This is a genomic window from Streptococcus sp. V869 (assembly GCF_054353515.1).
The window spans coordinates 626,706-653,241 of record NZ_JBTHHW010000001.1 but is presented as its reverse complement, the minus strand read 5'-3'; the positions used below and the strand labels follow the sequence as shown (position 1 = coordinate 653,241).

Annotated in this window: 27 protein-coding genes and 1 pseudogene; 27 read left to right on the top strand and 1 reads right to left on the bottom strand. The window is 39.6% G+C overall.

Annotated features, from left to right (window positions below; all coding sequences use genetic code 11):
• Positions 1–3 precede the first annotated feature (3 nt).
• The 16 genes from ACXYSN_RS03275 (at position 4) to ACXYSN_RS03200 (ending at position 12,660) form a co-directional block, all read left to right on the top strand.
• Positions 4–399, top strand: coding sequence for a YtxH domain-containing protein (locus ACXYSN_RS03275; RefSeq protein ID WP_458636141.1), 396 nt, complete (start codon positions 4–6; stop codon positions 397–399).
• Positions 400–484: 85 nt separating this feature from the next.
• On the top strand, positions 485–1,615 hold the full coding sequence (hemW, locus tag ACXYSN_RS03270) for a radical SAM family heme chaperone HemW (protein WP_458636140.1): 1,131 nt from the start codon (positions 485–487) through the stop codon (positions 1,613–1,615).
• Between the two features lie 4 nt (positions 1,616–1,619).
• Positions 1,620–2,357 (top strand): acyl-[acyl-carrier-protein] thioesterase, encoded by a 738-nt coding sequence (locus ACXYSN_RS03265; RefSeq protein WP_303942951.1) that lies wholly within the window; start codon positions 1,620–1,622, stop codon positions 2,355–2,357.
• A 10-nt stretch (positions 2,358–2,367) separates the two neighbouring features.
• Complete coding sequence (locus tag ACXYSN_RS03260; protein ID WP_458636139.1) at positions 2,368–3,141, top strand: TIGR01457 family HAD-type hydrolase; 774 nt, start codon at positions 2,368–2,370, stop codon at positions 3,139–3,141.
• Positions 3,131–3,811: a TIGR01906 family membrane protein gene (locus ACXYSN_RS03255; protein WP_458636138.1), complete on the top strand. Its 681-nt coding sequence runs from the start codon at positions 3,131–3,133 to the stop codon at positions 3,809–3,811. The genes ACXYSN_RS03260 and ACXYSN_RS03255 overlap by 11 nt, the downstream gene beginning before the upstream one ends.
• Positions 3,812–3,900: 89 nt before the next feature.
• Positions 3,901–4,302, top strand: a complete 402-nt coding sequence (locus ACXYSN_RS03250) for a Spx/MgsR family RNA polymerase-binding regulatory protein (RefSeq protein WP_025170030.1) — start codon at positions 3,901–3,903, stop codon at positions 4,300–4,302.
• Positions 4,303–4,581, top strand: a complete 279-nt coding sequence (locus ACXYSN_RS03245; protein WP_004252549.1) for a UPF0223 family protein — start codon at positions 4,303–4,305, stop codon at positions 4,579–4,581. It begins immediately after the preceding gene.
• Positions 4,571–5,338: an inositol monophosphatase family protein gene (locus ACXYSN_RS03240; protein ID WP_458636137.1), complete on the top strand. Its 768-nt coding sequence runs from the start codon at positions 4,571–4,573 to the stop codon at positions 5,336–5,338. The genes ACXYSN_RS03245 and ACXYSN_RS03240 overlap by 11 nt, the downstream gene beginning before the upstream one ends.
• A gap of 6 nt (positions 5,339–5,344) precedes the next feature.
• Positions 5,345–6,658 carry an RsmF rRNA methyltransferase first C-terminal domain-containing protein gene (locus ACXYSN_RS03235; RefSeq protein WP_458636136.1) on the top strand — a complete coding sequence of 438 codons (1,314 nt, stop codon included), beginning with the start codon at positions 5,345–5,347 and terminating at the stop codon, positions 6,656–6,658.
• Positions 6,659–6,768: 110 nt separating this feature from the next.
• Positions 6,769–7,647: a phosphate ABC transporter substrate-binding protein PstS gene (locus tag ACXYSN_RS03230; RefSeq protein ID WP_458636135.1), complete on the top strand. Its 879-nt coding sequence runs from the start codon at positions 6,769–6,771 to the stop codon at positions 7,645–7,647.
• A complete protein-coding gene (pstC, locus tag ACXYSN_RS03225) occupies positions 7,647–8,564 on the top strand; it encodes a phosphate ABC transporter permease subunit PstC (protein WP_006150773.1) in 918 nt (305 codons plus the stop codon). Before ACXYSN_RS03230 ends, pstC begins: the two co-directional genes overlap by 1 nt.
• The gene (gene pstA, locus ACXYSN_RS03220) at positions 8,554–9,438 is read left to right on the top strand and encodes a phosphate ABC transporter permease PstA (RefSeq protein ID WP_006150807.1); all 885 of its coding nucleotides are present in this window, start codon (positions 8,554–8,556) and stop codon (positions 9,436–9,438) included. The genes pstC and pstA overlap by 11 nt, the downstream gene beginning before the upstream one ends.
• A 10-nt stretch (positions 9,439–9,448) precedes the next feature.
• Positions 9,449–10,252 carry a phosphate ABC transporter ATP-binding protein PstB gene (gene pstB, locus ACXYSN_RS03215; protein WP_060955554.1) on the top strand — a complete coding sequence of 268 codons (804 nt, stop codon included), beginning with the start codon at positions 9,449–9,451 and terminating at the stop codon, positions 10,250–10,252.
• Positions 10,253–10,264: 12 nt separating this feature from the next.
• Positions 10,265–11,023 carry a phosphate ABC transporter ATP-binding protein PstB gene (gene pstB / locus ACXYSN_RS03210; protein WP_006150787.1) on the top strand — a complete coding sequence of 253 codons (759 nt, stop codon included), beginning with the start codon at positions 10,265–10,267 and terminating at the stop codon, positions 11,021–11,023.
• 11 nt (positions 11,024–11,034) lie between these two features.
• A complete protein-coding gene (gene phoU / locus ACXYSN_RS03205) occupies positions 11,035–11,688 on the top strand; it encodes a phosphate signaling complex protein PhoU (protein ID WP_006150750.1) in 654 nt (217 codons plus the stop codon).
• 156 nt (positions 11,689–11,844) lie between these two features.
• Positions 11,845–12,660 (top strand): ABC transporter substrate-binding protein, encoded by an 816-nt coding sequence (locus ACXYSN_RS03200; RefSeq protein ID WP_458636134.1) that lies wholly within the window; start codon positions 11,845–11,847, stop codon positions 12,658–12,660.
• A 119-nt stretch (positions 12,661–12,779) separates the two neighbouring features.
• Here the strand turns inward: ACXYSN_RS03200 and ACXYSN_RS03195 are convergent, their stop codons facing one another.
• Positions 12,780–14,108, bottom strand: a complete 1,329-nt coding sequence (locus ACXYSN_RS03195; protein WP_458636133.1) for an aminotransferase-like domain-containing protein — start codon at positions 14,106–14,108, stop codon at positions 12,780–12,782.
• A gap of 330 nt (positions 14,109–14,438) precedes the next feature.
• Here ACXYSN_RS03195 and budA point away from each other — a divergent pair, with 330 nt between their 5' ends.
• The 11 genes and pseudogenes from budA to alaS all read left to right on the top strand — a co-directional run bounded on the left by budA (position 14,439) and on the right by alaS (position 26,456).
• Positions 14,439–15,167 (top strand): acetolactate decarboxylase, encoded by a 729-nt coding sequence (budA, locus tag ACXYSN_RS03190; protein ID WP_458636132.1) that lies wholly within the window; start codon positions 14,439–14,441, stop codon positions 15,165–15,167.
• A 12-nt stretch (positions 15,168–15,179) separates the two neighbouring features.
• The gene (locus ACXYSN_RS03185; protein ID WP_458636131.1) at positions 15,180–15,932 is read left to right on the top strand and encodes a YhfC family intramembrane metalloprotease; all 753 of its coding nucleotides are present in this window, start codon (positions 15,180–15,182) and stop codon (positions 15,930–15,932) included.
• Between the two features lie 114 nt (positions 15,933–16,046).
• The gene (murB, locus tag ACXYSN_RS03180; protein ID WP_458636130.1) at positions 16,047–16,952 is read left to right on the top strand and encodes a UDP-N-acetylmuramate dehydrogenase; all 906 of its coding nucleotides are present in this window, start codon (positions 16,047–16,049) and stop codon (positions 16,950–16,952) included.
• Positions 16,953–17,086: 134 nt separating this feature from the next.
• Positions 17,087–18,244, top strand: coding sequence for an ABC transporter ATP-binding protein (locus ACXYSN_RS03175; protein ID WP_368909656.1), 1,158 nt, complete (start codon positions 17,087–17,089; stop codon positions 18,242–18,244).
• Positions 18,225–19,031 carry an ABC transporter permease gene (locus ACXYSN_RS03170; RefSeq protein ID WP_458636129.1) on the top strand — a complete coding sequence of 269 codons (807 nt, stop codon included), beginning with the start codon at positions 18,225–18,227 and terminating at the stop codon, positions 19,029–19,031. Before ACXYSN_RS03175 ends, ACXYSN_RS03170 begins: the two co-directional genes overlap by 20 nt.
• Complete coding sequence (locus tag ACXYSN_RS03165) at positions 19,028–19,801, top strand: ABC transporter permease (protein WP_458636128.1); 774 nt, start codon at positions 19,028–19,030, stop codon at positions 19,799–19,801. Before ACXYSN_RS03170 ends, ACXYSN_RS03165 begins: the two co-directional genes overlap by 4 nt.
• Positions 19,798–20,868 carry an ABC transporter substrate-binding protein gene (locus tag ACXYSN_RS03160; protein ID WP_458636127.1) on the top strand — a complete coding sequence of 357 codons (1,071 nt, stop codon included), beginning with the start codon at positions 19,798–19,800 and terminating at the stop codon, positions 20,866–20,868. The genes ACXYSN_RS03165 and ACXYSN_RS03160 overlap by 4 nt, the downstream gene beginning before the upstream one ends.
• 111 nt (positions 20,869–20,979) lie before the next feature.
• A complete protein-coding gene (locus ACXYSN_RS03155; protein ID WP_458636126.1) occupies positions 20,980–21,849 on the top strand; it encodes a GIY-YIG nuclease family protein in 870 nt (289 codons plus the stop codon).
• Positions 21,850–22,604: 755 nt separating this feature from the next.
• Positions 22,605–23,063 (top strand): annotated as a pseudogene (locus ACXYSN_RS03150) (PASTA domain-containing protein); the annotation flags it as partial.
• Between the two features lie 272 nt (positions 23,064–23,335).
• A complete protein-coding gene (locus ACXYSN_RS03145) occupies positions 23,336–23,821 on the top strand; it encodes an LURP-one-related/scramblase family protein (RefSeq protein ID WP_458636125.1) in 486 nt (161 codons plus the stop codon).
• A 16-nt stretch (positions 23,822–23,837) separates the two neighbouring features.
• Positions 23,838–26,456, top strand: a complete 2,619-nt coding sequence (gene alaS, locus ACXYSN_RS03140; RefSeq protein WP_458636124.1) for an alanine--tRNA ligase — start codon at positions 23,838–23,840, stop codon at positions 26,454–26,456.
• The last annotated feature ends 80 nt before the right edge of the window (positions 26,457–26,536 follow it).

The following is a 26,536-nucleotide window of genomic DNA, read 5'->3' as shown; positions in this document are numbered from 1 at the left end:
CTCATGGGTAAATTATCATCAATCCTTTTAGGAACTGTTTCATGTGTGGCTGTTGCCTTGTTTCTAACAAGTGAAAAAGGGAAACGTGTTACTAGTCAGGCACAAGACTTTATTGAAGATTTGAGAGAAGATCCTGAATACGCTAAAGAACAAGTCTGCGAAAAGCTGACTGATGTCAAAGATCAAACCAAAGAATTTGTTCTTAAAACAAAGGAACAAATCGAATCTGGGGAAATTACTCTCGATACCGTCCTCGATAAAGCAAAATATCACGCTCAACAAGCTACTGAAGCTTCGAAAGAAACCTTGAACAGTCTCAAAGAACAATTGGAAGAAAAAGTAGTTGTTGAAGACCAAGAAGATGGTCAAGAAATTGTCATCGATATTCAAGAAGACTAAATAGAATCGCCATTTCCTGATTATCAAATGAATCAGGAATGGTGATTTTTTTCTTGAGTGAACTCTTTGTGGTATAATAAATACTATGCAGAAGAAACCGACATCAGCTTATGTGCACATTCCATTTTGTACACAAATCTGTTATTATTGTGACTTTTCAAAAGTTTTTATCAAGAATCAACCGGTAGATAGCTATCTAGAGCATCTGCTGCAAGAATTTCATTCTTATGACATTCAAAAGTTGCGTACGCTTTATATTGGAGGTGGGACACCGACAGCCTTGTCTGCGCCACAGTTAGAGTTGCTTCTGGATGGATTGACTAAAAACTTAGATTTATCAGTCTTAGAAGAATTGACCATTGAGGCCAATCCCGGTGATTTGGATGCTGATAAGATTGCTATTTTGAAAAATTCTGCAGTCAATCGTGTTTCACTAGGTGTTCAGACCTTTGATGACAAAATGTTGAAAAAAATTGGGCGTAGTCATTTGGAGAAGGATATTTATGAAAATATTGACCGCCTCAAATTGGCTGGTTTTGATAATATCTCTATTGATTTAATCTACGCCCTTCCTGGGCAAACCATGGACCAGGTCAAGGACAATGTCGCTAAGGCAATTGCCCTTGATATTCCTCATATGAGCCTCTACAGCTTAATTTTAGAAAATCATACGGTCTTTATGAATCGTATGAGACGAGGGAAACTACCTCTTCCTAAGGAAGAATTAGAAGCTGAGATGTTTGAGTATATCATTGCAGAGCTAGAAAAAGCTGGCTTCGAGCATTATGAGATTTCTAATTTTTCTAAACCAGGATTTGAAAGTCGTCACAATCTTATGTACTGGGATAATGCTGAGTATTATGGTATTGGTGCAGGTGCATCTGGCTATGTAGATGGTGTTCGCTATAAAAATCATGGGCCTATTCGCCATTATTTAAAGGCAGTAGAAGATGGGAATGCTCGTATCAACGAAGAACATCTGACTCAAAGGGAGCAAATGGAAGAAGAGATGTTCCTTGGACTTCGCAAGAAGTCTGGAGTTTCCATGGAGAGATTTGAAGAAAAATTTGGACAGTCTTTCCAAGAACTTTATGGGGACATCATCAAAGACTTGATTCAACAAGGTCTTATGCAGGTTGATGGCGATCATGTTCGTATGACTAAGAGAGGTCTCTTCTTAGGTGATACAGTAGCAGAAAGATTTATATTGGAGTAAAATTATGGGCTTAACTTATCAAATGAAAACTAAAATCCCTTTTGATATGGCTGACATGAACGGTCATATCAAGCTACCAGATGTTATCTTGTTATCCCTACAAGTATCAGGAATGCAATCAATTAATCTAGGAGTGAGTGACAAGGATGTTTTAGAACAGTATAATCTAGTTTGGATTATCACTGATTATGATATCGATGTGATTAGACTTCCTCGTTTTGCTGAGGAAATTACCATCGAAACAGAGGCCTTGAGCTACAATCGTCTATTTTGCTACCGCCGATTTACTATTTATGATGAAGATGGTCAAGAAATCATTCGCATGGTAGCTACATTTGTCCTTATGGATCGTGATAGTCGGAAGGTTCATCCTGTAGAACCTGAAATAGTCGCACCTTATCAATCTGAGTTTTCTAAGAAACTGATCCGTGGACCAAAATACGCTGAGTTGGAAGAAGCGATTAGCAAGGACTATCATGTCCGTTTTTACGACTTAGATATGAATGGCCATGTCAATAATAGCAAATACCTAGACTGGGTTTTTGAAGTTATGGGGGCAGATTTTCTAACCAATCATATCCCTAAAAAAATCAACCTCAAATATGTCAAGGAAGTTCGACCAGGTGGTATGATTACTTCTAGTTACGAATTGAATCAACTAGAAAGCAATCACCAAGTCACAAGTGATGGCGATATCAATGCTCAGGCAAAGATAACTTGGCAAAAAATTAACAAAGATTAGAAAGAAACGTATGACTTATAAAGGCTATTTGATAGATTTAGACGGAACGATTTACAAGGGTAAAGACCGCATCCCTGAAGGAGAAGCTTTTGTACATGAGTTGCAGAAAAGGGAAATTCCTTATCTTTTTGTAACAAACAACACTACTCGTACACCTGAAAGTGTTCAAGAGATGTTGGCAAATCAGTTTAATATTGACACGCCTGTATCGACAATCTATACTGCAACCTTAGCGACTATTGATTACATGAATGATTTAGGTCTTGAAAAGACTGTTTATGTAATTGGAGAAGCAGGGCTCAAGGAAGCAATCAAAGCAGCTGGTTATGTTGAATATAAAGAAAATCCAGCCTATGTGGTTGTAGGTTTGGACTGGCAAGTTGACTATGAAAAATTTGCTACGGCAACCCTAGCTATCCATAAAGGTGCTCATTTTATCGGCACCAACCCAGATTTGAACATCCCAACGGAACGAGGCCTTTTACCTGGTGCTGGTTCACTGGTTACTCTGCTCGAAGCAGCAACTCGCGTAAAGCCAGTTTATATTGGGAAACCTAATGCGATTATTATGGACAAAGCTGTTGAACATCTAGGACTTGAACGCCAAGAAATTGTCATGGTGGGGGATAATTATCTTACTGATATTCGAGCTGGTATCGATAATGGAATTCCAACTTTGTTAGTAACTACTGGTTTTACAAAACCTGAAGAAGTAGCGGATTTACCAATCGCCCCAACCCATGTCCTCTCAAGTCTAGCGGAGTGGAATTTTGATGAAAACTAAATATACTTTTGTAGGAAGTCTGTTCTTTCTCCTCTCGCTTGCTATTTTATTGACCATCTACCTGTCTTGGTTGATTTACCCTCTGGAGATTTCTTGGTTAAATCTGACAAGTCGCGTTCATGTCCAACCTCAGACCATCCAACATAACTTTAATGTTTTGATGGATTATTTGACCAATCCATTGAGTCAAGTATTAGCAATGCCAGATTTTCCTTCGTCTGCCTCTGGAATTCACCACTTTGTGGTTGTAAAGCGACTCTTTCACCTAGCGCAAGGAGTAGCGATAGTTACCCTACCGATTTTTTATCTTTTTTGGAAGCAAGTCATTCAGAAAGGTTTTCTGCCTCTATATCGCAGAGGTCTCTTGATTATGCTGTCTTTACCTTTGGTACTTGGTTTAGTTGGTGTCTTCATTGGGTTTGAACAATTCTTTACATTGTTTCATCAAATTCTTTTTGTAGGTGATGATACCTGGCTTTTTGATCCAGCAAAAGACCCAGTCATTCTTATTCTACCGGAGGACTTTTTCCTGCATGCCTTTCTTCTATTTTTCTGCTTGTATGAGTTGATTTTTGGATTCGTTTATCTTTTAAGTTGGAAAAAATTACCAAAAAGAGAAAAAATGCATAAAAATGTTTTAAAAAATTGTACGAAAAACCTATTTTCTTGAAAAAATAGGTTTTTTTACGGAAATAACTAGTCAAGCGCTTTATTTTTTTGTATAATAGAGTGAGAAAAGTATGCAAAGAAGAGAATAGCATGATTACACTATTTTTATCACCGAGTTGTACATCATGTCGTAAGGCAAAGGCCTGGCTTAATAATCATAAGGTGCCTTTCCAAGAGCACAATATTATGACCAGTCCTTTATCAAGAAAAGAATTGCAACAAATTCTTTCCTTGACCGAAAACGGTACCGATGACATTATTTCAACTCGTTCAAAAATTTTCCAAAAGTTAAATATCGATGTGGAAAGTATCTCGGTGACTGAGTTGCTTAGTTTAATTGAGCAATACCCTAGTCTTTTGCGTCGTCCTATCATTATTGATGATAAACGTATGCAGATTGGCTTTAATGAAGATGAGATTCGTGCATTTCTTCCTCGTAGTTATCGTAAGCAAGAATTGAAAGAAGCTACATTAAGAGCTGGTATTAATTAGATGAATAAACAGTATAGTTACCCACTAGATTTGTCGTGGAGCACTGAAGAACTTGCTTCAGTGCTTTCTTTTTTTAATGATGTTGAAGCTGCCTATGAGACACAGGTAGATGCTAAGAAACTATTAGATTCCTACAAGGTATTCAAGTCAGTTGTGCCTAGCAAGAGCGAAGAAAAACGTTTGGGACGTGAGTTTGAATCAGTTAGTGGATACTCTTTCTACCGTGCAGTCCAGTTGGCCAAAGAAAAAGGAGAAGGGAAGATTTCACTTGGAAAATAAATTTACATTTGCCAAAGAAATTGTCAGGGATGCTGGGGAATACATTCTCCAGCATATGAAAGAAGATCTCCATGTTGAGAGAAAGTCTTCCCCTACAGATTTGGTAACTAAGTTAGATAAAGAAGTTCAAGACTTACTTATTAAAAAAATCCGTTCTCGATATCCAGATGATCTATTTTGTGCAGAAGAAGGCTGCCTGCGTGCAGCAGTAGGACAAGGTTCGGTATGGATTATTGATCCTATTGATGGAACCAACAACTTCGTAGCACAAGGTGAAGATTTTGCTGTTATGCTGGCCTATTTTGAGGATGGTATTGGCAAGTTTGGTATTATCTATGATGTCATGAAAGGTGATTGCTACCATGGTGGAGGAGACTTCCCGCCCTGTCGCAATGATGAACCTTTACCACCATTTAAAAAGAAACCCTTGAGAGAATTTTTGGTAGCTGGTAATTCTGGAATGTTAGCGACTAACGAATGGGGCTTAGCAGATTTGGGAAACGCTGCACTTGGGACACGAGTTTATGGCAGTGCCGCTATTAGTTTTGCTAAGGTGCTATCAGGTCGACTTTTAACTTATATCACTTATTTACAACCTTGGGATTATGCAGCTGCAAGTATCCTAGGTGAGAGTTTGGGTTATAAGGTTCTTACAATTGCTGGTGAGGAAGTCGATTTTCAAACACGACAGGCCGTTATGATGGTGCCAGTCGAGATGAAAGATGAGATTCAATTCTATATCTATGAAAGGAAATAAACCTACATGCAATTTCCAGATGGATTTGTAAAAAAATATGAAGAAATACTTGGAGATGAGGCAAGAGCTTTTCTTGCCTCTTTTGATGATGAGGCTGTTTCTGCTTTTCGTATCAACCCTTTAAAAGAAAGACAGCTTTCTTTTTCAGATGCTATTCCCAATACACCCTGGGGCTACTATGGCAAGGTTTCAGGGAAATCACCAGAACATGTAACTGGCTTGGTTTATTCACAAGAACCTGCCGCTCAAATGGTCGCTCAAGTAGCTCAGCCAAAGCCAGGTATGAAGGTCTTAGACTTGGCAGCGGCTCCCGGTGGGAAATCCACTCAACTGGCCTCCTATCTTGCAGGAGACGGTCTTCTTGTTTCAAATGAAATTTCAAGTAAGCGAGCAAAAATACTGGTTGAAAATATGGAACGTTTTGGTGCGACAAATGTCGTTGTGACCAATGAATCAGCAGACCGTTTAGCCAAGATTTTTAAAGGCTATTTTGACCTAATCGTTTTAGATGCACCTTGCTCAGGAGAAGGGATGTTTCGTAAACAACCTGACGCTATGGATTATTGGAGTGTCGATTATCCTAGTCAGTGCGCTAGTTTACAACGTGAGATTTTAGCAGATGCAGTTACTATGTTGGCTGATGGTGGTCGACTAGTCTATTCAACCTGTACCTGGGCGCCAGAAGAAAATGAAGAAATCATTAGCTGGCTCATGGATAATTATGACTTTGAACTCATTCCAGTAGAACATATAAATGGTATGTCACAAGGAATCAACCAAGCTGAGACAGCTAGAATGTACCCTCATCACTTTAAGGGAGAAGGTCAGTTCGTGGCCCATCTTCAGTTTAAAGGTCAAAACAAGGCTGGGAAGTTCAAACCTTCTAAATCCAACCTATCTCGTGAACAGATTTCCTTATGGCAGGATTTTGAGAAAAAACACCTTAAAGAAAAACTGACCGGTGTCCTACAAGTTTTTGGAGACCAGCTTTATCTCTTGCCAGAAGTCCTACCCGATATAGGAAAACTCAAGATAGCTCGTAATGGTCTTCATCTTGGAACTTTTAAGAAAAAACGTTTTGAACCAAGTTTTGCTCTTGGCTTAGCTTTAAAACCAAGTCAGGTCAAGCAAGTCATTGAAATTCATCAAGAAGACTTTGTCAAATATGTGGCTGGTGAAACGGTCCAATTAGCTGAAACTCTTCCAAATGGTTGGTACCAAGTTTTGGTTGGTGGAAATGGTCTAGGATTTGCAAAAGTAACCGGAAATACCTTGAAGAATTATTTTCCCAAGGGCTTGAGGTTTCAGGTGAAAAACTAGTCAAAAACAGTATTCTATGTTATAGTGGAAGTATGGAATTTTCGTGAAAATCAATGGAAAATAAGGGCGAAATTCCAAGCTATTCATCATTATTTTCAAGGAGACAAATAGTGAAAAAATTTAAAAAACTCACCATTTCTCTTGCAACTCTTTTACTTGCTGGTTCGCTAGCAGGGTGTGCAAGTTGGATTGACCGTGGAGAGTCTATGACGGCTGTTGGTTCAACTGCCCTTCAACCTTTAGTCGAAGCGGCAGCAGATGAATTTGCGTCCGCACACGTTGGTAAAACAGTTAATGTTCAAGGTGGTGGATCTGGTACTGGACTATCTCAAGTTCAGTCTGGTGCAGTTGATGTTGGAAACTCTGATGTGTTCGCTGAAGAGAAAGATGGTATCGATGCGTCCGCGCTAGTTGACCATAAGGTTGCTGTTGCGGGGATAGCTGTTATCATCAACAAAGAAGTAGATGTTGATAATCTTACGACAGAACAACTTCGCAAAATATTTACAGGTGAAATTACCAACTGGAAAGAAGTCGGCGGTAAGGATTTAGCTGTTTCTATTATCAACCGTGCTGCGAGCTCAGGTTCTCGTGCTACCTTTGACAGTGTGATTATGAATGGTCAGTCAGCGGTACAAAGTCAGGAGCAAGATTCAAACGGTATGGTGAAGTCCATCGTTTCCCAAACACCTGGAGCTATTTCCTACCTAGCTTTCGCCTATGTTGATGATTCTGTTGGGACCATCAAACTTAACGGCTATGAACCAATTTCAGAGAATGTAACCACTAACAATTGGCCTTTGTGGTCTTATGAACACATGTATACACTTGGTGAGCCAAATGAATTGGTTGCCGAATTCCTAAACTTTGTCCTTTCAGACGAAGCTCAGAATGGAATCGTTAAAGGAATGGGCTATATTTCTGTTAAGGAAATGAAGGTTGAAAAAGATGCTGCAGGTACTGTGACAGCGATAGAAGGGAGTCAATAATGAATCAAGAAGAATTATCAAAAAAATTGCTCTCTCCTTCAAAAAACTCTCGTCTTGAGAAATTAGGAAAAGGGCTAACCTTTGCCTGTCTATCTTTGATTGTTATCATTGTGGCTATGATTTTAATCTTTGTAGCCCAAAAAGGTTTGTCGACCTTCTTTGTCAATGGTGTGAATATCTTTGATTTTCTCTTTGGTGCAACTTGGAATCCATCAGGTAAGCAATTTGGTGCCCTTCCAATGATTTTAGGTTCCTTTATTGTTACCATCCTATCTGCTCTTATCGCAACACCATTTGCCATTGGGGCAGCAGTCTTTATGACAGAAGTATCACCAAAAGGAGCTAAGATTTTGCAACCAGCTATCGAACTTCTAGTTGGGATTCCTTCGGTAGTTTACGGATTTATCGGTTTGCAGGTCGTCGTACCTTTTGTACGTAGTGTCTTTGGTGGAACAGGTTTTGGTATTTTATCGGGGATTTTCGTTCTCTTTGTTATGATCTTGCCGACTGTAACCTTTATGACAACTGATAGCTTACGTGCAGTGCCTCGTCACTACCGTGAAGCAAGTTTAGCCATGGGAGCGACTCGTTGGCAAACCATTTGGCGTGTGACCTTGAAGGCTGCTCGTTCAGGTATTTTTACAGCTGTAGTCTTTGGTATGGCGCGTGCTTTCGGTGAAGCCCTTGCGATTCAGATGGTTGTCGGTAACTCAGCAGTTGTTCCAACTTCATTGACAACACCAGCAGCGACTTTAACATCTGTATTGACTATGGGAATTGGTAATACAGTTATGGGAACTGTTGATAATAATGTTCTTTGGTCACTAGCCTTAGTATTACTCTTGATGAGCTTGGCCTTCAACAGTGTGATTAAATTGATTACGAAAGAAAGAGGAAAGAAAAACTATGCACGCTAAGAAATTAGATAAACTTGCAACAGCTGTCCTCTATACCATCGCAGGAATCATCGTGACTATTCTAGCTTCTTTGATTCTTTATATTTTGGTTCGAGGCTTGCCTCATGTTTCATGGTCATTTTTGACAGGAAAATCATCTTCTTATCAAGCAGGTGGTGGTATCGGGATTCAGCTTTATAATTCCTTCTTCCTTTTGGTCATTACCTTATTCATCTCTGTACCTCTATCAATGGGGGCTGGAATTTACTTGGCTGAGTATGCTAAAAAAGGCCGTGTTACCAATTTCGTTCGTACCTGTATTGAGATCTTGTCTTCTCTACCCTCTGTTGTTGTAGGTCTCTTTGGTTACCTCATCTTTGTAGTTCAGTTTGAGTATGGATTTTCTATTATTTCAGGTGCCTTGGCTTTGACCGTCTTTAACCTTCCACAGATGACACGTAATGTTGAAGACAGTTTGAAACACGTTCACCATACACAACGTGAAGCTGGTTTGGCGCTTGGACTTTCTCGTTGGGAGACAGTTCTTCATGTCGTTATTCCAGAAGCCCTTCCTGGTATTGTAACTGGTGTAGTACTTGCATCAGGTCGTATCTTTGGTGAAGCTGCAGCTCTTATCTACACAGCAGGACAATCAGCACCAGCACTTGACTGGTCTAACTGGAATGTTCTCAGCGTAAGCAGTCCAATCTCAATCTTCCGTCAAGCAGAAACCTTGGCTGTCCATATCTGGAAAGTCAACAGTGAAGGAACTATTCCTGATGGAACTCTCGTTTCAGCAGGTTCTGCAGCGGTGCTCCTCATCTTTATCTTGATCTTTAACTTTGGAGCACGTAAACTTGGAAGCTATCTACATAAGAAATTAACCGCTGCCTAAAGGAGAAGCCATGTCAAAATATAATTGGGATGAAAGGCATATCATTACTTTTCCAGAAGAAAAAGTGGCCCTCTCTACGAAGGATTTACATGTCTACTATGGTAAGAATGAATCCATCAAGGGCGTGGATATGCAATTTGAAAAAAATAAAATTACAGCCTTGATTGGTCCATCAGGATCAGGGAAATCAACCTACCTACGCAGTCTCAACCGTATGAATGATACCATTGATATTGCAAAGGTTACAGGACAAATTCTCTATCGAGGTATTGACGTTAACCGTCCTGAAATCAATGTTTATGAAATGCGTAAACATATCGGAATGGTGTTCCAACGTCCAAATCCATTTGCAAAATCAATCTATCGTAATATTACTTTTGCACATGAACGTGCAGGTGTTAAGGACAAGAAAGTCCTAGATGAAATTGTAGAAACATCTCTTCGTCAGGCTGCCCTCTGGGATCAGGTCAAAGATGACCTTCATAAGTCAGCCTTGACGCTTTCAGGTGGTCAGCAGCAACGTCTCTGTATCGCTCGTGCTATCTCAGTAAAACCAGACATCCTTTTGATGGATGAGCCGGCGTCAGCCTTGGATCCGATTGCGACAGCTCAGCTTGAAGAAACCATGTTGGAGTTGAAGAAGGACTTTACCATCATCATCGTGACCCACAGTATGCAACAGGCTGCGCGTGCAAGTGACTACACTGGATTTTTCTACTTGGGTGATCTAATTGAGTACGATAAAACGTCAAATATTTTCCAAAATGCTAAGCTACAGTCAACTAACGATTATGTAACTGGGCACTTTGGTTAGAAAGGGAGCAGTATGACAGAACCGATTTTACAGGTTTCAGACCTGTCTGTTTATTACAACAAAAAGAAGGCCTTGAATAGTGTTTCCTTATCCTTCCAACCCAAGGAAATCACAGCTCTTATAGGTCCATCAGGATCAGGGAAGTCAACCCTGCTCAAGGCTATTAATCGAATGGGTGACCTTAATCCAGAGGTGACAACTACTGGATCAGTGGTCTATAATGGTCACAATATCTATAGCCCTCGTACCGATACAGTTGAATTACGTAAGGAAATTGGGATGGTATTCCAACAACCTAATCCTTTCCCTATGTCTATCTATGAAAATGTCGTCTATGGTCTCCGTATCAATGGGGAAAAAGACAAGCAGATCTTGGATGAAGCTGTGGAGAAGGCTCTACAGCGTGCTTCAATCTGGGATGAAGTCAAGGACCGTTTGCATGATTCTGCAGTTGGTCTTTCAGGTGGTCAACAGCAACGTGTCTGTGTAGCTCGTGTATTGGCAACTAGTCCAAAGATTATCCTCTTAGATGAGCCAACATCTGCCTTAGACCCAATCTCAGCAGGAAAAATCGAAGAAACTCTGTATAGTTTGAAGGACAAGTATACCATGCTTTTGGTCACTCGTTCTATGCAGCAAGCATCTCGAATCTCTGATAAAACAGGATTTTTCCTCAATGGAGATTTGATTGAATTTAATGATACCAAGGAAATGTTCCTCTATCCTCAACACAAGGAAACTGAGGATTATATTTCAGGTAAATTTGGATAAGGAGAGAAAAGATGTTACGATCTCAATTTGAAGAAGATTTAGAGAAATTGCACAACCAATTCTATGCTATGGGACAAGAAGTTCTTTCCCAAATTAATCGCACAGTGCGCGCTTTTGTGACACACGACCGTGACCTGGCAAAAGAAGTCATCGAGGAAGACGCAGAAGTAAACGAATATGAAGTAAAACTTGAAAAGAAATCATTTGAAATTATTGCGCTTCAGCAGCCTGTTTCACAAGACTTGCGTACAGTTTTAACAGTACTTAAGGCAGTGTCTGACTTGGAACGTATGGGTGACCATGCGGTATCTATTGCAGAAGCAACTATACGTATGAAGGGTGAGCAACGTATCCCAGCAGTTGAGGAAGAAATCAAAAACATGGGACGCGATGTGAAAGCCTTTGTGGAAACAACTCTTGAACTTTACCTTAATGGATCAGTCGACAAGGCCTACGAAGTTGCAACCATGGATGAAAAAATTAACCATTATTTCGAAAATATTCGTGACCTTGCAACTGAAGAAATCAGAAAAAATCCAGATGCTATTGTCACAGGACGTGATTACTTCCAAGTCATTTCTTACTTGGAGCGCATTGGTGACTATGCAAAGAATATCTGTGAATGGGTTGTTTACTTTGAAACAGGTAAGATTGTCGAATTGTAAAATTGATTAAATATACAGAAAAGGAGCTGAATAATGAATAAAAGCTCCTTTTTTGTTAAAGAAATCGAAAAAAATAAATAAATATTAAAAATACACTTGACAAACAATTTTTATAGAGTTATAATTATACAAAATTAACAGAGAGGATGTTTATTTATGAAATTTAAAAAATGGATATTTGTTTTATGTAGTTTTCTTGCAAGTTTCTTTTTAGTAGCTTGCCAATCGTCTAGCTCAAGCTCACAGTCTGCAGTAGAGGCTATCAAACAAAAAGGGAAATTGGTGGTCGCAACAAGCCCAGACTATGCTCCATTTGAGTTCCAAGCACTTGTGGATGGTAAGAACCAAGTCGTCGGTGCTGATATTGATATGGCACAAGCTATTGCTGATGAACTTGGAGTAAAATTGGAAGTTTCAAGCATGAGTTTTGATAATGTTTTGACTAGTCTTCAAACAGGTAAAGCAGATTTGGCAATTGCTGGAATCAGTGCAACTGAAGAAAGAAAAGAAGTCTTTGATTTCTCAATTCCTTACTATGAGAACAAAATTAGCTTCCTTATCAGAAAATCTGACCTTGAAAAATACAAGGATTTAGATTCTCTTGCAAGTGCTAATATTGCGGCTCAAAAAGGAACTGTTCCTGAATCTATGGTTAAAGAGCAACTTCCTAAAGCGCAGTTGACTTCATTGACAAATATGGGAGAAGCTGTTAATGAACTTCAATCAGGTAAGGTTGATGCTGTTCATATGGATGAACCAGTTGCTCTAAGCTATGCTGGTAAAAACTCTGATTTGGCTGTTGCTACAGTAAGCTTGGCCATGAAAGAAGGCGAAGCAAATGCTGTAGCTATCAAAAAAGGCAATTCAGATTTGAAGGAAGTAGTTGATAAAGTCATTCAAAAATTGAAAGATGACGGAACTTATCAAAAATATCTTGAAAAAGCTGCTAAGCTAACAGAGGTTGAACAATAAAATAATAACAGAGGCTGGGACAAAAGTCCTAGCCTCTCAATTGTCATTGGATTATCAAGCAAGACGCAGTGGTTGAGTGGGCTCTACTACGCTGATTTCATCAGCTTTTACAGCCTTACTCAACTGTGCGGAGGTGGGACGACGAAATCGAATTCTAACGAATTACCGATTTCTGTCCCACTCTCTGTTTTTAAGTAATTTAATGTTGTTTCAAGATTTTCTAAAGGAACCTTAGCAAATTGATAAGGGCAAGTCTCAATGTAGGACGATTCGAAAAAGTCTAGATTTAAAGAGCTATGTTTGAGGCTTGCAATCTTAGGATAGTCTCTAAGATCAAGTAAGACTCCATCATGGAGAGAATAGATTGGCAAGGAAATGGGATAGTTATTTAAAAGTTGTTGGATGTGCTCCTGACTTTTCTCCTGAAGTGCCAATCTTGCTAGTCTGTTTTTCTCAAAGAGTTGACTATCAATATAAAGAGATAAGGCCTTTTGCATGATAAGGTTGTTATCATAGTCCAGAATGTTTTTATAGGCCACAAAAGCATTTTTAATAGCATTTGGAAGTATGAGAGCAGTGATTCGAAGTGCGGGGAAGATACTTGTAGAAAATGACTTGATATAGATGACTAAATCATTTTGGTCCAGATAATGAAAGGTTTGTCCTAACTTAGGATCTAGGTCTCCCAGATAATCATCTTCAACGATATAGATCTGGTATTTAGCTGCTAAGTCAAGGATAGCAAGTTTTTCCTCCTCGGAATAGGAATGGCCCAGAGGATAATGAAAACGGGGAATAGTATAGAAAAACTTAATCTTTCCACTCTTAAACTGTTTTTCAAGTTCGTTTAAATCAATACCGTCCACCCGACGTTCAATGGTTTGATAGGGAATGTTTTGAGCTAGTAGTAGTTGATTCATTCGATGATAGGTCGGTTGTTCAACCAGTATTTCCTGAGCTTGACCTGGAAAATCAATCTGAGAAAGAATAAACAGTGCTTGCTGGGTTCCAGATGTCATGACTAACTGATCTGCTTTACTATAAATCGCTTGATCAAAAAGTAATGTCTGAACAGATTTTCTTAATTCTTCTAGTCCCTCTTGGTTTTCATAGTAGTTGTAGAGATAATTTTCTCGTCCAATCAAGCTTTCATTGACGCAAAGCCGAAAATCATCATAGGCAGCCACATGTTCATCGTTAACGGAGATAATGAGGTCTTCGTGACTGGTTTGTTGCTCCAATACATAATAACCACTTTGAGGTTTGGAGTAGATGTATTTCTCGTATCGAAGTTCCATGAGTGCACGCTGAATAGTGTCCTTACTGCAGTGGAAATCTTGACTGAGTTTTCGAATAGATGGCAGGCGACTTCCTGTCGCAAATCTACCTGATTCTATCTTATTTTTTAGATAGTGTATGACTTGTTCGTACTTGCTTTCTTGCTTCATCCCAGACCTCTCTTGATTTTGTTACATTGTACCTTTTTTTAAAAAGTTTGGCAATGTTATACTTTTCGAAAATTAAATTCAAACCGCGTCAACGTCGCCTTGCCGTATATATGTTACTGACTACGTCAGTTCCATCTACAACCTCAAAACAGTGTTTTGAGCTGACTACGTCAGTTCTATCTACAACCTCAAAGCAGTGCTTTGAGCAACCTGCGGCTAGTTTCCTAGTTTACTCTTTAATTTTCATTAAGTATTAAAAGGCAGTCTAGCATTCAATTCTAATCAGAAATGTGATATACTTAGTAAGTAAAATTTTCAAAGAATAGTGAGATGATGAAGGTGCAAGAACCAGTGAAATTATTCCAATACAATACTTTGGGAGCCTTGATGGCTGGACTTTACGGTGGGACTATGACCGTTGGTGAATTGCTTGAACATGGAGATTTAGGACTAGGAACCCTAGATTCTATTGATGGAGAGTTAATTGTCTTAGATGGAAAGGCTTATCAAGCTAAGGGGTCAGGTGATAAACCTGAAATCGTTGAAGTGTCGCCAGATGCTCTGATTCCTTATGCGGCAGTTGTACCCCACCAGGCAGAAGTTATTTTTCGTCAGCGTTTTGAAATGACTGATCAGGAACTTGAAAAACGTATTGAGTCCTACTATGATGGGGAAAACCTATTTCGTTCGATTAAAATTCATGGTGATTTTAAACATATGCATGTTCGTATGATTCCAAAATCGACAAGCGAAACGAAGTTTGCTGAGGTTGCAACTCATCAACCTGAATATAGCTGTGACAATGTTTCAGGAACAATTGTTGGTTTCTGGACACCTGAAATTTTCCATGGCGTCAGTGTTGCTGGTTATCATTTGCACTTTATCTCAGATGACCTAACCTTTGGTGGCCACGTTATGGACTTTGTTATCAAGGAAGGAATTGTAGAGGTAGGTGCTGTTGACCAGCTGGATCAACGTTTCCCTGTCCAGGATCGTCAGTACCTCTTTGCTAAGTTTAATGTAGATGAGATGAAAAAAGATATCGATCAGGCTGAATAAAAGGAGAAAAGTATGAAAATTCATGTAATAATTACTATGATAGCTTTAGTTGTATTTCTTATAGCAGCCATTTGGTATGCAAAAAAGAAATACAAGATTAACCTTTCGGTACTAGGTCTTGGGGCAGTGGCATTCTTTGTTTCTTCTCAAGTCTTGGAGAAAATCGTTCACCTTTTGGTGCTTCATCCACAAAAAGACGGAACCATTTCGCTCATGCAGGAGCACCCTTTTTTATATGTCCTTTATGGAATTACTATGGCAGCTATCTTTGAAGAAACGGCTAGACTTGTCTTCTTTAAATGGTTAGAGAAGAAGAGAAACTTAGAAGATTCAGATGCCTTAGCTTATGGGTTGGGACATGGAGGTTTGGAGTTGCTCTACCTCGGAATGGGAAGTTTGATTAGTCTTTTGATCCTCCTATCATTATTAGAGTCTTCAAATCCCGATGTAGCGAATCTCCTTCCAAAAACTACACTCGAAACAGTTCAATCTCTATCTGCTTGGCAGGTTTATTTACTAGGTGTTGAACGTATACTTGCTCTGGTGATGCAAATCGGTCTTTCTTTCTGGGTTTATCAAGCAGTTCGTCAAAAGAATTGGATTTACTTAGTAGCTGCTTATGGTCTACATGCCCTATTTGATTTGGCTCCAAGTCTTTCACAGGTTGGTTGGATTTCAAATCCGCTTCTTGTCGAAGGATTGTTAGCAGTGGAAGTTGTTTTATTTGTATACTTTACAAAGTCAATTTTTTATAAAAAACAATAAACTAAAAGAGGCCTAGCCTCTTTTTAATATTGTCAGAGAAAAAGCTCATCAAATCATCGAAAAAAATCGCTAAAAATGGTATAATGGAATGAATTTTATAAAAGGATAAGAAAAATGACTGTATTAGATAAATTAAAAGAAAACCTAGAAGGAATTGATATTCGATTCGATGAGCCATTGAAAACTTATACCTATACCAAAGTTGGAGGGAAGGCGGATTACTTAGCTTTTCCTCGTAATCATTATGAGATGGCCCGTGTGGTTAAGTTTGCTAATCAAGAAAATATCCCATGGATGGTTCTTGGAAATGCCAGTAATATTATCGTCCGAGACGGTGGAATTCGTGGCTTTGTAATCATGTGTGACAAGCTCAACAATGTTTCGGTCGATGGTTACACGATTGAAGCAGAAGCGGGAGCTAACTTGATTGAGACCACTCGTATTGCTCTCCGCCATAGTTTGACGGGTTTTGAGTTTGCTTGTGGAATTCCAGGAAGCGTCGGTGGTGCTGTCTTTATGAATGCTGGTGCCTATGGTGGTGAGATTGCTCATATCTTGCAATCGTGTCAGGTTTTAACAAAAGATGGTGAAATCGAGACTTTATCTGCCAAAGACTTAGCCTTTAGTTATCGTCATTCAGCCATTCAAGAATCTGGAGCAGTCGTCTTATCAGCTAAATTCGCACTATCTCCAGGAAATTATGAGACTATCAAACAAGAAATGGAACGCTTGACTCATTTACGAGAACTCAAACAACCGTTGGAGTATCCTTCTTGTGGTTCTGTCTTTAAACGTCCGGTTGGGCATTTTGCAGGACAATTGATTTCAGAAGCTGGTTTGAAGGGCTACCGTATCGGTGGTGTCGAAGTCTCGGAAAAACATGCGGGCTTTATGATTAATGTAGCCGATGGGACAGCTCGAGATTATGAAGACTTAATTGAGTCTGTCATTGAAAAAGTTAAAGAACATTCAGGTGTTACCTTAGAGCGAGAAGTTCGTATCTTGGGTGAACACGAATAACATTATTATTACACATTATACAAAGATTGGGATTTTATCGCTAGATATGGTTTGGGTCAATTCCTTACAGTTATTGCTAGCATTTAACAAGGTCCCAATCTGTTAATTTACGAAGAAAAAGGAATTTAGAGGAATTGAAAAAACCAATTATCGAATTCAGAAACGTTTCTAAAGTTTTTGAAGATAGTGACACTAAGGTTCTCAAGGATATTAACTTTGAGTTGGAAGAAGGGAAATTTTATACACTGCTAGGAGCTTCTGGTTCAGGAAAATCAACCATCCTAAATATCATTGCAGGTTTGCTAGACGCAACGACGGGTGATATTTTGCTAGACGGTGTTCGTATCAATGACATCCCGACCAATAAGCGTGATGTTCACACGGTCTTCCAATCTTACGCCTTGTTCCCACATATGAATGTCTTTGAAAATGTTGCCTTTCCATTGCGATTGCGTAAGGTCGATAAAAAAGAAATCGAAAAACGTGTCTTAGAAGTTCTCAAGATGGTACAGCTTGAAGGCTATGAAAAACGTTCTATCCGTAGGTTATCTGGAGGACAACGTCAGCGTGTAGCTATTGCGCGTGCGATTATCAATCAACCTCGTGTGGTACTCTTGGACGAGCCCTTGTCAGCACTTGATTTGAAGTTGCGAACAGACATGCAATACGAACTCCGTGAACTCCAACAACGCTTGGGGATCACCTTTGTTTTTGTTACCCACGATCAGGAAGAAGCCCTGGCCATGAGTGACTGGATTTTTGTCATGAATGACGGTGAGATTGTTCAGTCTGGCACACCAGTTGATATCTACGACGAGCCTATCAACCACTTTGTAGCCACCTTTATCGGGGAATCAAATATCCTACCAGGTACTATGATTGAGGACTACTTGGTTGAGTTCAATGGCAAACGATTTGAAGCGGTCGACGGTGGGATGAAGCCAAATGAACCAGTCGAAGTCGTCATTCGTCCAGAGGACTTGCGCATTACTCTGCCAGAAGAAGGAAAACTTCAAGTGAAGGTCGATACGCAGCTCTTCCGTGGGGTTCACTATGAGATTATCGCCTATGACGAACTTGGTAATGAATGGATGATCCACTCAACTCGTAAGGCCATCGTTGGTGAGGAAATTGGTCTGGACTTTGAGCCAGAAGACATCCACATCATGCGTCTCAATGAAACAGAAGAAGAGTTCGATGCTCGTATCGAAGAATACGTAGAAATCGAAGAGCAAGAAGCAGGTTTGATTAACGCTATTGAGGAGGAAAGAGATGAAGAAAACAACCTCTAAACTCTTTGTAGTGCCCTACATGCTTTGGATTGCCCTCTTTGTATTGGCACCCTTGGTCTTGATTTTTGGACAATCATTTTTCAACATCGAAGGTCAGTTTAGTTTAGAAAACTATAAATCCTATTTTGCGTCACAAAACTTAACCTATCTCAAAATGAGTTTTAACTCTGTTCTTTATGCTGGGATTGTAACTCTAGTGACGCTACTTATCAGCTATCCAACAGCCCTCTTTTTGACTCGTCTCAAACACCGTCAACTCTGGCTCATGCTAATCATCTTGCCAACTTGGATCAACCTACTGCTCAAGGCTTATGCCTTTATCGGAATTTTTGGTCAAAACGGCTCTATTAATCAATTCCTAGAGTTTATCGGAATTGGTTCTCAGCAGTTGCTATTTACAGATTTCTCATTTATCTTTGTCGCAAGCTATATCGAGCTTCCCTTTATGATTTTGCCCATCTTCAATGTTTTGGATGATATGGATAACAATCTCATCAATGCCAGCTATGACCTTGGTGCGACCAAGTGGGAAACCTTCCGTCATGTCATCTTCCCTCTGTCTATGAACGGGGTGCGAAGCGGAGTACAGTCTGTCTTTATCCCAAGTTTGGGTGTGTTCATGTTGACGCGTTTGATTGGGGGGAACCGAGTGATTACCTTGGGGACTGCCATCGAGCAGAACTTCTTGACCAATGACAACTACGGCATGGGTTCAACTATCGGTGTGGTTCTTATCCTGACTATGTTTATCACTATGTGGGTGACTAAGGAAAGGAGAGAACGATGAAAAAATTTGCAAATCTTTACCTAGCCTTTGTCTTTATCGTCCTTTATTTGCCAATCTTTTACCTGATCGGCTATGCCTTCAATGCAGGGGATGATATGAATAGCTTTACAGGCTTTAGTTTGTCTCACTTTGAAACCATGTTTGGAGATGGGAGACTCATGCTCATCTTGGTTCAGACCTTTTTACTAGCCTTTCTATCAGCCCTGATTGCGACAGTGATTGGTACCTTTGGTGCTATCTACATCTACCAATCACGTAAAAAGTACCAAGAAGCCTTTCTATCTCTCAATAACATTTTGATGGTTGCACCCGACGTTATGATTGGCGCCAGCTTCTTGATTCTCTTTACACAGCTCAAGTTTTCACTTGGTTTTCTGACAGTTCTTTCCAGTCACGTTGCCTTCTCGATTCCAATCGTAGTGCTCATGGTCTTGCCTCGTCTCAAGGAAATGAACGGCGATATGATTCATGCGGCCTATGACCTTGGGGCTAGTCAGTTCCAAATGTTTAAGGAAATTATGCTCCCTTATTTGACGCCTTCTATCATTGCAGGTTACTTTATGGCTTTCACCTATTCATTGGATGACTTTGCCGTAACCTTCTTTGTAACGGGAAATGGTTTTTCAACCCTCTCAGTCGAGATATACTCTCGGGCTCGTAAGGGAATTTCGCTGGAAATCAATGCTCTTTCAGCCTTGGTCTTTCTCTTTAGTATTATCCTGGTTGTAGGGTATTACTTCATTTCACGTGAGAAGGAGGAGCAAGCATGAAACGACTCTATTCATTTTTAGCTGGAATTTTAGCGATTATCCTTGTCTTGTGGGGAATTTCCTACCATTTGGACAGTAAAATTAATAGTAGAGATAGTCAAAAGCTGGTTATCTACAACTGGGGAGACTATATCGCTCCTGAACTTCTGGAGAAATTTACGGAAGAAACAGGAATCCAAGTCCAGTACGAAACCTTTGACTCTAACGAAGCCATGTACACGAAAATCAAGCAGGGTGGGACAACCTATGATATTGCCATCCCAAGTGAGTACATGATCAACAAGATGAAGGATGAAGACCTCTTGGTTCCACTGGATTATAGTAAGATTGAGGGAATTGGGAATATCGGTCCAGAGTTTCTCAACCAGTCCTTTGACCCAAATAACCAGTACTCTATCCCATACTTCTGGGGGACTTTGGGAATTGTCTACAATGAAACTATGGTAGAAGAAGCACCTGAACATTGGGACGACCTCTGGAAACCAGAATACAAGGATTCTATTATGCTCTTTGATGGGGCGCGTGAGGTACTTGGTTTAGGTCTTAACTCACTAGGCTATAGCCTCAACTCAAAAGACCCAGAGCAACTATCACAAACGGTTGATAAACTGTATGAGCTGACTCCTAACATCAAGGCAATTGTAGCCGATGAGATGAAGGGATACATGATTCAGAACAATGCTGCTATCGGTGTGACCTTCTCAGGAGAAGCTAGCCAGATGTTGGAAAAGAATCCTAACCTCAAATATGTTGTGCCGACAGAAGCAAGTAACCTCTGGTTTGACAACATGGTTATTCCTAAAACTGTCAAGAACCAAGATGCAGCTTATGCCTTTATCAACTTCATGTTGAAACCTGAAAATGCTCTCAAGAATGCAGAGTATGTTGGCTATTCAACACCAAACAATGCTGCTAAGGAAATGCTCCCAGAGGAGACAAAAGAGGACAAGTCCTTTTATCCAGATGCAGATACCATGAAACACCTTGAAGTTTATGAGAAATTTGACCATAAATGGACAGGAGTCTACAGTGACCTCTTCCTACAGTTTAAAATGTATCGGAAGTAGGACTATATAAAAGAAAACGAATCAGTTAAACTGGTTCGTTTTTTATGATGAAATTAATAAATCAAACTTATTAAAGTTTGACCATAACTACGCCTTTTTGTATAATAATATATGAGAAATGTAAAGTTAAGTAAATATTATGGGGAAGAGTTTGTTATGGATATAAAGTTAAACGATATTTTGAATATAAGTGAGCAAAATCAGAGAAAATTCAAGGTAAAATTTAATAATTGGACGGGTGAAAATCCAATTCAGACCTATTTGAGAGACGAAGAAATAATTAATAACTACAACTTATTTTGGAGAACAAATAAGCGCTATTTCAATGTTGGAGATATTGTCATAAATTTCATTAAGATTGATAATAACAAATGGTTATTAACTACTATAAAAGAAGTGAGTAAGGAACTTTTTGTTACTGGAGGACAAAATTATGAAGGAATTGAATTAAAGGAATATTCAGCCCTTTTTGGTCGTCTAATTATTCGTTACAGAAAAGAATCTAGGGGTTCAGTTCTAAAGTATACAACTTGTAAGGAAAAACTTGTGGTAGAGCAATTGTTATCAGATTCATTTGGAGGAGAAGAATTTCCGGGATATGATAATATTTCTTTATCTTACAAAGAATTAGAATTGATTTTACGTTTGAGAAAAAAAGATTGGATAACCGCTTTAGAAAATCAAAAAGCTGTTTATCTTATTACGGATAAGCAGAATGGTAAATTATATGTAGGCTCAGCAACTTCAAACTACGGTATGCTTTTACAACGTTGGCAATCCTATGTGGATAATGGACATGGTAGCAATAAAGAACTTAGGATTTTAGTTGAAAAACAAGGGTTGAATTACGTTAAAGAAAATTTTCAATACTCTGTATTGGAAAACTATAACGGAAAAATAGATGATAAGTTTGTTTTAAAACGTGAGTCCTGGTGGAAAGAAGTTTTAAAATCTAGGGAACATGGTTATAATGCAAACTAGGAGGGAATATGAATAGTCTGAATGATTGGGAAAAAGCTCGTCGAGAAGAAGAATTGAATCAAGAGCTAAAAAGACAAAATAACTTGTTGGAACAGCAGAGATGGGAACAGCAGTTTTCTAACCAAAAGCAACAGGCAGCACTAGATGAACAAAATCGTCTTGCTCGAGAGCAACAAGAAACATTAAAAGAGAGAAATGAGTTAGAACGTCAGAGACAACGGGATGAAAAATCTCGTCATCAAAGAGAGTTAGAATTACGTATAGAACAACAATATAAAGATAATATTTTTGATTTAAAAAAACTGTGGGCTAAAGCTGAATCAGAAGACGAGAGAGTTAGGATACAGATACTTCTAGCAGAAGCAGAAGCTGAATATGATGAGTATTTACTTGAGAAAGAGAGAGAAATAGAACGACAACGTTTGGCTGCGGAGCAATTTCAATTAAAACAACAGGAAGAAAGGGAACAGAATGAATTATTAGAGCGTCGTAGACAAAAAGTAAGTAGAATAAAGTGGTTTTTCGGAATGGCTATAAGTTTTCTTTTATTAGCGATAATTGGAACTTTTTTCATAGGTATGACCAAGTCTAAATCATCTTATACTCATAACAGTAATAATCATTCAACTCAACCAACTACTTCAGAAACCTCGACTAGTTCAACAACCACAAGTTCACCTAGTACTAGTAAATCTCAAGATAAACAAAGATCAACAACATCTCCCACTACTAGACCACAAGCTACAAAAGTATATATTGGAAACTTTATTGGCCGAAAATCAATAGATGTGGTTGCTGAGCTCAAGGAGAAAAAAATTCCTGAAAATCTTATTAAGATTGTAGAAGAAGAATCAAGTGAAACAGAGGCAGGACTTGTTATGAGACAGAGTCTGCCAGAAGGAACCACTTATGATCTTAGTAAGGCGACGGAGATTACTTTGACCGTTGCCAAGAAGGTAACAAGAGTTCCTATGCCAAGTTATATTGGATCAAGCCTTGAATTTACCAAGAATAACTTGATTCAGATAGTAGGTGTAAAAGAGGCTAATATTGAAGTTGTAGAAGTCTCCACAGCTCCAGAAGGAACTGCTGAAGAGACCGTAGTTAGCCAAAGTCCAAAACCAGGTGAAGGTGTAGATTTGAACAATACACGAATTAAAATTTCAATATATAAGCCCAAAACTACTCAAACATCACAAGGCCGCTCTAGGTAAATTAAGAAATTTAAAGCTAAATTTATGATTCATTGCCATTAACCTTGACGAACCTTTCCAAAAACGGTATAATACTAGAGTTGAGAATTGATTTTCTCTCCATCTTAGTTCAGAGAATTGGCGGTGCTGCGAGCCATCTAAGATAGAAAATCATGCTACTCGATTGTAACAATTGCATAAGAATCAAGAATGACAAGTTCATTGAATGAAGGTGGTACCGCGGTTTTTCGCCCTTCGTGATATGGATTTGTCTTTTATTTTTGGAGGTGCTTATGAGAAGATTTCTTGTCAAACAAAAATTTCGACTAGGTGGGGAACGCTTTGATATTAAAGATGAAATGGGCAATGTCGCCTATCAGGTTGAGGGTTCATTTTTTCAGATTCCAAAGACCTTTACCATCTATGATGTAGCGGGTGATCAGGTCAGTGAGATTAGTAAAGAAATCTTGACCTTCATGCCACGCTTTGAGATTCAACTCAGTAATGGAGATCATTTTTATATCCGAAAGAAGTTGACTTTCTTCAAAGATAAGTATGAGTTTGACAACCTCGGTCTTCGTATAGAAGGAAATATCTGGGATTTAAACTTTAAACTCCTCGATGATCGTGATCAAGTGATTGCGGAGATTGCTAAGGAACTCTTCCATTTAACTTCTACCTATACCGTAACCGTCTATGACGAATCTTATGCAGACCTAGTCATTTCCCTCTGTGTCGCTATCGACTATGTGGAAATGCTAGAAAGCCAATCAAATTAGTAAAAAGGAGATACATATGAAACAATTATCTAGTGCACAAGTCCGCCAAATGTGGCTTGATTTCTGGGCTACAAAAGGCCACTCAGTTGAACCATCCGTTAGCTTGGTTCCAGTAAACGACCCAACGCTTTTGTGGATCAACTCAGGGGTTGCCACTCTTAAAAAATACTTCGATGGAACTATCAAACCTGAAAATCCACGTATTACCAATGCTCAAAAAGCCATCCGTACCAACGATATCGAAAACGTAGGGAAGACGGCCCGTCACCATACCATGTTTGAAATGTTGGGGAACTTCTCAATCGGGGATTACTTCCGTGATGAAGCTATTACATGGGCATATGAGCTTTTGACAAGTCCTGAGTGGTTTGACTTCCCTAAAGACAAACTTTACATGACTTATTATCCAGATGACAAGGATTCATACAACCGCTGGATTGAAGTGGGCGTGGATCCAAGTCATTTGATCCCAATCGAAGATAACTTCTGGGAAATTGGTGCTGGACCTTCTGGACCCGATACAGAAATCTTCTTTGACCGTGGGGAAGCCTTTGACCCAGAAAATATCGGCCTTCGTTTACTTGCAGAAGATATCGAAAATGACCGTTATATCGAAATCTGGAACATCGTTTTGTCACAATTTAACGCAGACCCTGCTGTTCCTCGTAGCGAGTACAAGGAATTGCCACACAAAAACATTGATACGGGCGCTGGTTTGGAGCGTTTGGTAGCTGTTATCCAAGGTGCTAAGACAAACTTTGAAACAGACCTCTTCATGCCTATCATTCGCGAAGTGGAGAAATTGTCTGGTAAGGTTTACGACCAAGATGGCGACAACATGAGCTTCAAGGTCATCGCTGACCACATCCGTTCTCTTTCATTTGCTATCGGTGATGGTGCCCTTCCTGGTAATGAAGGACGCGGTTATGTCCTTCGTCGTCTTCTCCGTCGTGCCTCTATGCATGGTCAAAAATTGGGTATCAATGAGCCTTTCCTTTACAAACTGGTTCCAACTGTTGGTAAGATCATGGAAAGCTACTACCCAGAAGTTCTCGAAAAACGTGACTTTATTGAAAAAATCGTTAAGAGCGAAGAAGAGTCATTTGCTCGTACCCTTCACTCAGGTCAACACTTTGCAGAAACTATCGTAGCAGACTTGAAAGAAAAAGGTCAAACGGTCATCGCTGGTCAAGATGTCTTCAAACTCTACGATACATACGGATTCCCAGTAGAATTGACAGAAGAAATCGCAGAAGAAGCTGGAATGACTGTAGATCGTGAAGGTTTTGAAGCAGCTATGAAGGAACAACAAGAACGTGCGCGTGCGTCTGCTGTCAAAGGCGGATCTATGGGGATGCAAAATGAAACCCTTCAAAACATTACAGTCGAGAGTGTCTTCAACTACAATGCTAGCCAATTGTCTTCTAAGTTGGTGGCTATCGTAGCGGATAATGCAGAAGTAGAAGCTGTAGCAGAAGGAACTGCATCACTGATCTTTACAGAAACTCCATTCTACGCTGAAATGGGTGGACAGGTAGCTGACCATGGTCAAATTTTGGATGCTGCAGGAAATGTCGTAGCGACTGTAACAGACGTTCAAAAAGCACCAAATGGACAAGCTCTTCATACTGTTGAAGTCCTTGCACCGCTTGCTTTGAGCCAAGAATACACTTTGGCCATCGATAGCAATCGTCGTCACCGTGTCATGAAGAATCACACAGCCACTCACTTGCTCCATGCGGCTCTTCACAATATCCTTGGACATCATGCTACTCAAGCAGGCTCACTCAACGAAGTAGAATTCCTTCGTTTTGACTTCACTCATTTCCAAGCCGTGACTCCTGAAGAATTGCGCGCTATTGAGCAACAAGTCAATGAGAAGATCTGGGAAGCCATCGCAGTCAAGACTGTTGAAACAGACATTGATACAGCCAAAAAAATGGGAGCTATGGCCCTCTTTGGTGAGAAGTATGGTAAGGAAGTTCGTGTTGTAACGATTGGTGACTACTCAGTGGAACTCTGTGGTGGTACTCACGTAGGTAACACTTCTGAAATCGGTCTCTTCAAGATTGTCAAGGAAGAAGGGATCGGATCAGGAACTCGTCGTATCTTGGCAGTGACTGGCAAGGAAGCCTTTGAAGCTTATCGTGAACAAGAAGATGCACTGAAAGCAGTCGCAGCAACCTTGAAAGCTCCTCAACTCAAAGAAGTACCTCACAAAGTCGAAGGACTTCAAGAGCAACTCCGTCAATTGCAAAAAGAAAATGCAGAATTGAAGGAAAAAGCAGCAGCAGCGGCAGCAGGTGACGTCTTCAAGAATGTTCAAGAAGCAAACGGCCACCGTTACATTGCCAGCCAAGTTTCAGTATCAGATGCAGGTGCCCTTCGTACCTTTGCGGATAACTGGAAACAAAAAGATTACTCTGATGTTCTTGTTCTTGTCGCAGCTATCGGTGATAAGGTCAATGTCCTTGTAGCCAGCAAGACAAAAGATGTGCATGCAGGTAATGTGATTAAAGAATTAGCGCCAATCGTTGATGGACGTGGTGGTGGTAAACCAGACATGGCCATGGCAGGAGGAAGCAACCAAGCGAACATTCAAGAATTGTTGGATGCTGTAGCAGGTAAATTGTAATATAAAAAATCTACCAATTTTGGTAGATTTTTTTGTTTATTTTGGTCTTGTTTAGAGTAATTTTTATCTATCACCTAAAA

Bases quoted from the DNA above. Each gene is read 5' to 3' on its own strand.
- ACXYSN_RS03275 (WP_458636141.1), top strand. From the start codon at position 4: ATGGGTAAATTATCATCAATCCTTTTAGGAACTGTTTCATGTGTGGCT.
- hemW (WP_458636140.1), top strand. From the start codon at position 485: ATGCAGAAGAAACCGACATCAGCTTATGTGCACATTCCATTTTGTACA.
- ACXYSN_RS03265 (WP_303942951.1), top strand. From the start codon at position 1,620: ATGGGCTTAACTTATCAAATGAAAACTAAAATCCCTTTTGATATGGCT.
- ACXYSN_RS03260 (WP_458636139.1), top strand. From the start codon at position 2,368: ATGACTTATAAAGGCTATTTGATAGATTTAGACGGAACGATTTACAAG.
- ACXYSN_RS03255 (WP_458636138.1), top strand. From the start codon at position 3,131: ATGAAAACTAAATATACTTTTGTAGGAAGTCTGTTCTTTCTCCTCTCG.
- ACXYSN_RS03250 (WP_025170030.1), top strand. From the start codon at position 3,901: ATGATTACACTATTTTTATCACCGAGTTGTACATCATGTCGTAAGGCA.
- ACXYSN_RS03245 (WP_004252549.1), top strand. From the start codon at position 4,303: ATGAATAAACAGTATAGTTACCCACTAGATTTGTCGTGGAGCACTGAA.
- ACXYSN_RS03235 (WP_458636136.1), top strand. From the start codon at position 5,345: ATGCAATTTCCAGATGGATTTGTAAAAAAATATGAAGAAATACTTGGA.
- pstC (WP_006150773.1), top strand. From the start codon at position 7,647: ATGAATCAAGAAGAATTATCAAAAAAATTGCTCTCTCCTTCAAAAAAC.
- pstA (WP_006150807.1), top strand. From the start codon at position 8,554: ATGCACGCTAAGAAATTAGATAAACTTGCAACAGCTGTCCTCTATACC.
- pstB (WP_060955554.1), top strand. From the start codon at position 9,449: ATGTCAAAATATAATTGGGATGAAAGGCATATCATTACTTTTCCAGAA.
- pstB (WP_006150787.1), top strand. From the start codon at position 10,265: ATGACAGAACCGATTTTACAGGTTTCAGACCTGTCTGTTTATTACAAC.
- phoU (WP_006150750.1), top strand. From the start codon at position 11,035: ATGTTACGATCTCAATTTGAAGAAGATTTAGAGAAATTGCACAACCAA.
- ACXYSN_RS03200 (WP_458636134.1), top strand. From the start codon at position 11,845: ATGAAATTTAAAAAATGGATATTTGTTTTATGTAGTTTTCTTGCAAGT.
- ACXYSN_RS03195 (WP_458636133.1), bottom strand. From the start codon at position 14,108: ATGAAGCAAGAAAGCAAGTACGAACAAGTCATACACTATCTAAAAAAT.
- budA (WP_458636132.1), top strand. From the start codon at position 14,439: ATGATGAAGGTGCAAGAACCAGTGAAATTATTCCAATACAATACTTTG.
- ACXYSN_RS03185 (WP_458636131.1), top strand. From the start codon at position 15,180: ATGAAAATTCATGTAATAATTACTATGATAGCTTTAGTTGTATTTCTT.
- murB (WP_458636130.1), top strand. From the start codon at position 16,047: ATGACTGTATTAGATAAATTAAAAGAAAACCTAGAAGGAATTGATATT.
- ACXYSN_RS03170 (WP_458636129.1), top strand. From the start codon at position 18,225: ATGAAGAAAACAACCTCTAAACTCTTTGTAGTGCCCTACATGCTTTGG.
- ACXYSN_RS03165 (WP_458636128.1), top strand. From the start codon at position 19,028: ATGAAAAAATTTGCAAATCTTTACCTAGCCTTTGTCTTTATCGTCCTT.
- ACXYSN_RS03160 (WP_458636127.1), top strand. From the start codon at position 19,798: ATGAAACGACTCTATTCATTTTTAGCTGGAATTTTAGCGATTATCCTT.
- ACXYSN_RS03155 (WP_458636126.1), top strand. From the start codon at position 20,980: ATGAGAAATGTAAAGTTAAGTAAATATTATGGGGAAGAGTTTGTTATG.
- ACXYSN_RS03145 (WP_458636125.1), top strand. From the start codon at position 23,336: ATGAGAAGATTTCTTGTCAAACAAAAATTTCGACTAGGTGGGGAACGC.
- alaS (WP_458636124.1), top strand. From the start codon at position 23,838: ATGAAACAATTATCTAGTGCACAAGTCCGCCAAATGTGGCTTGATTTC.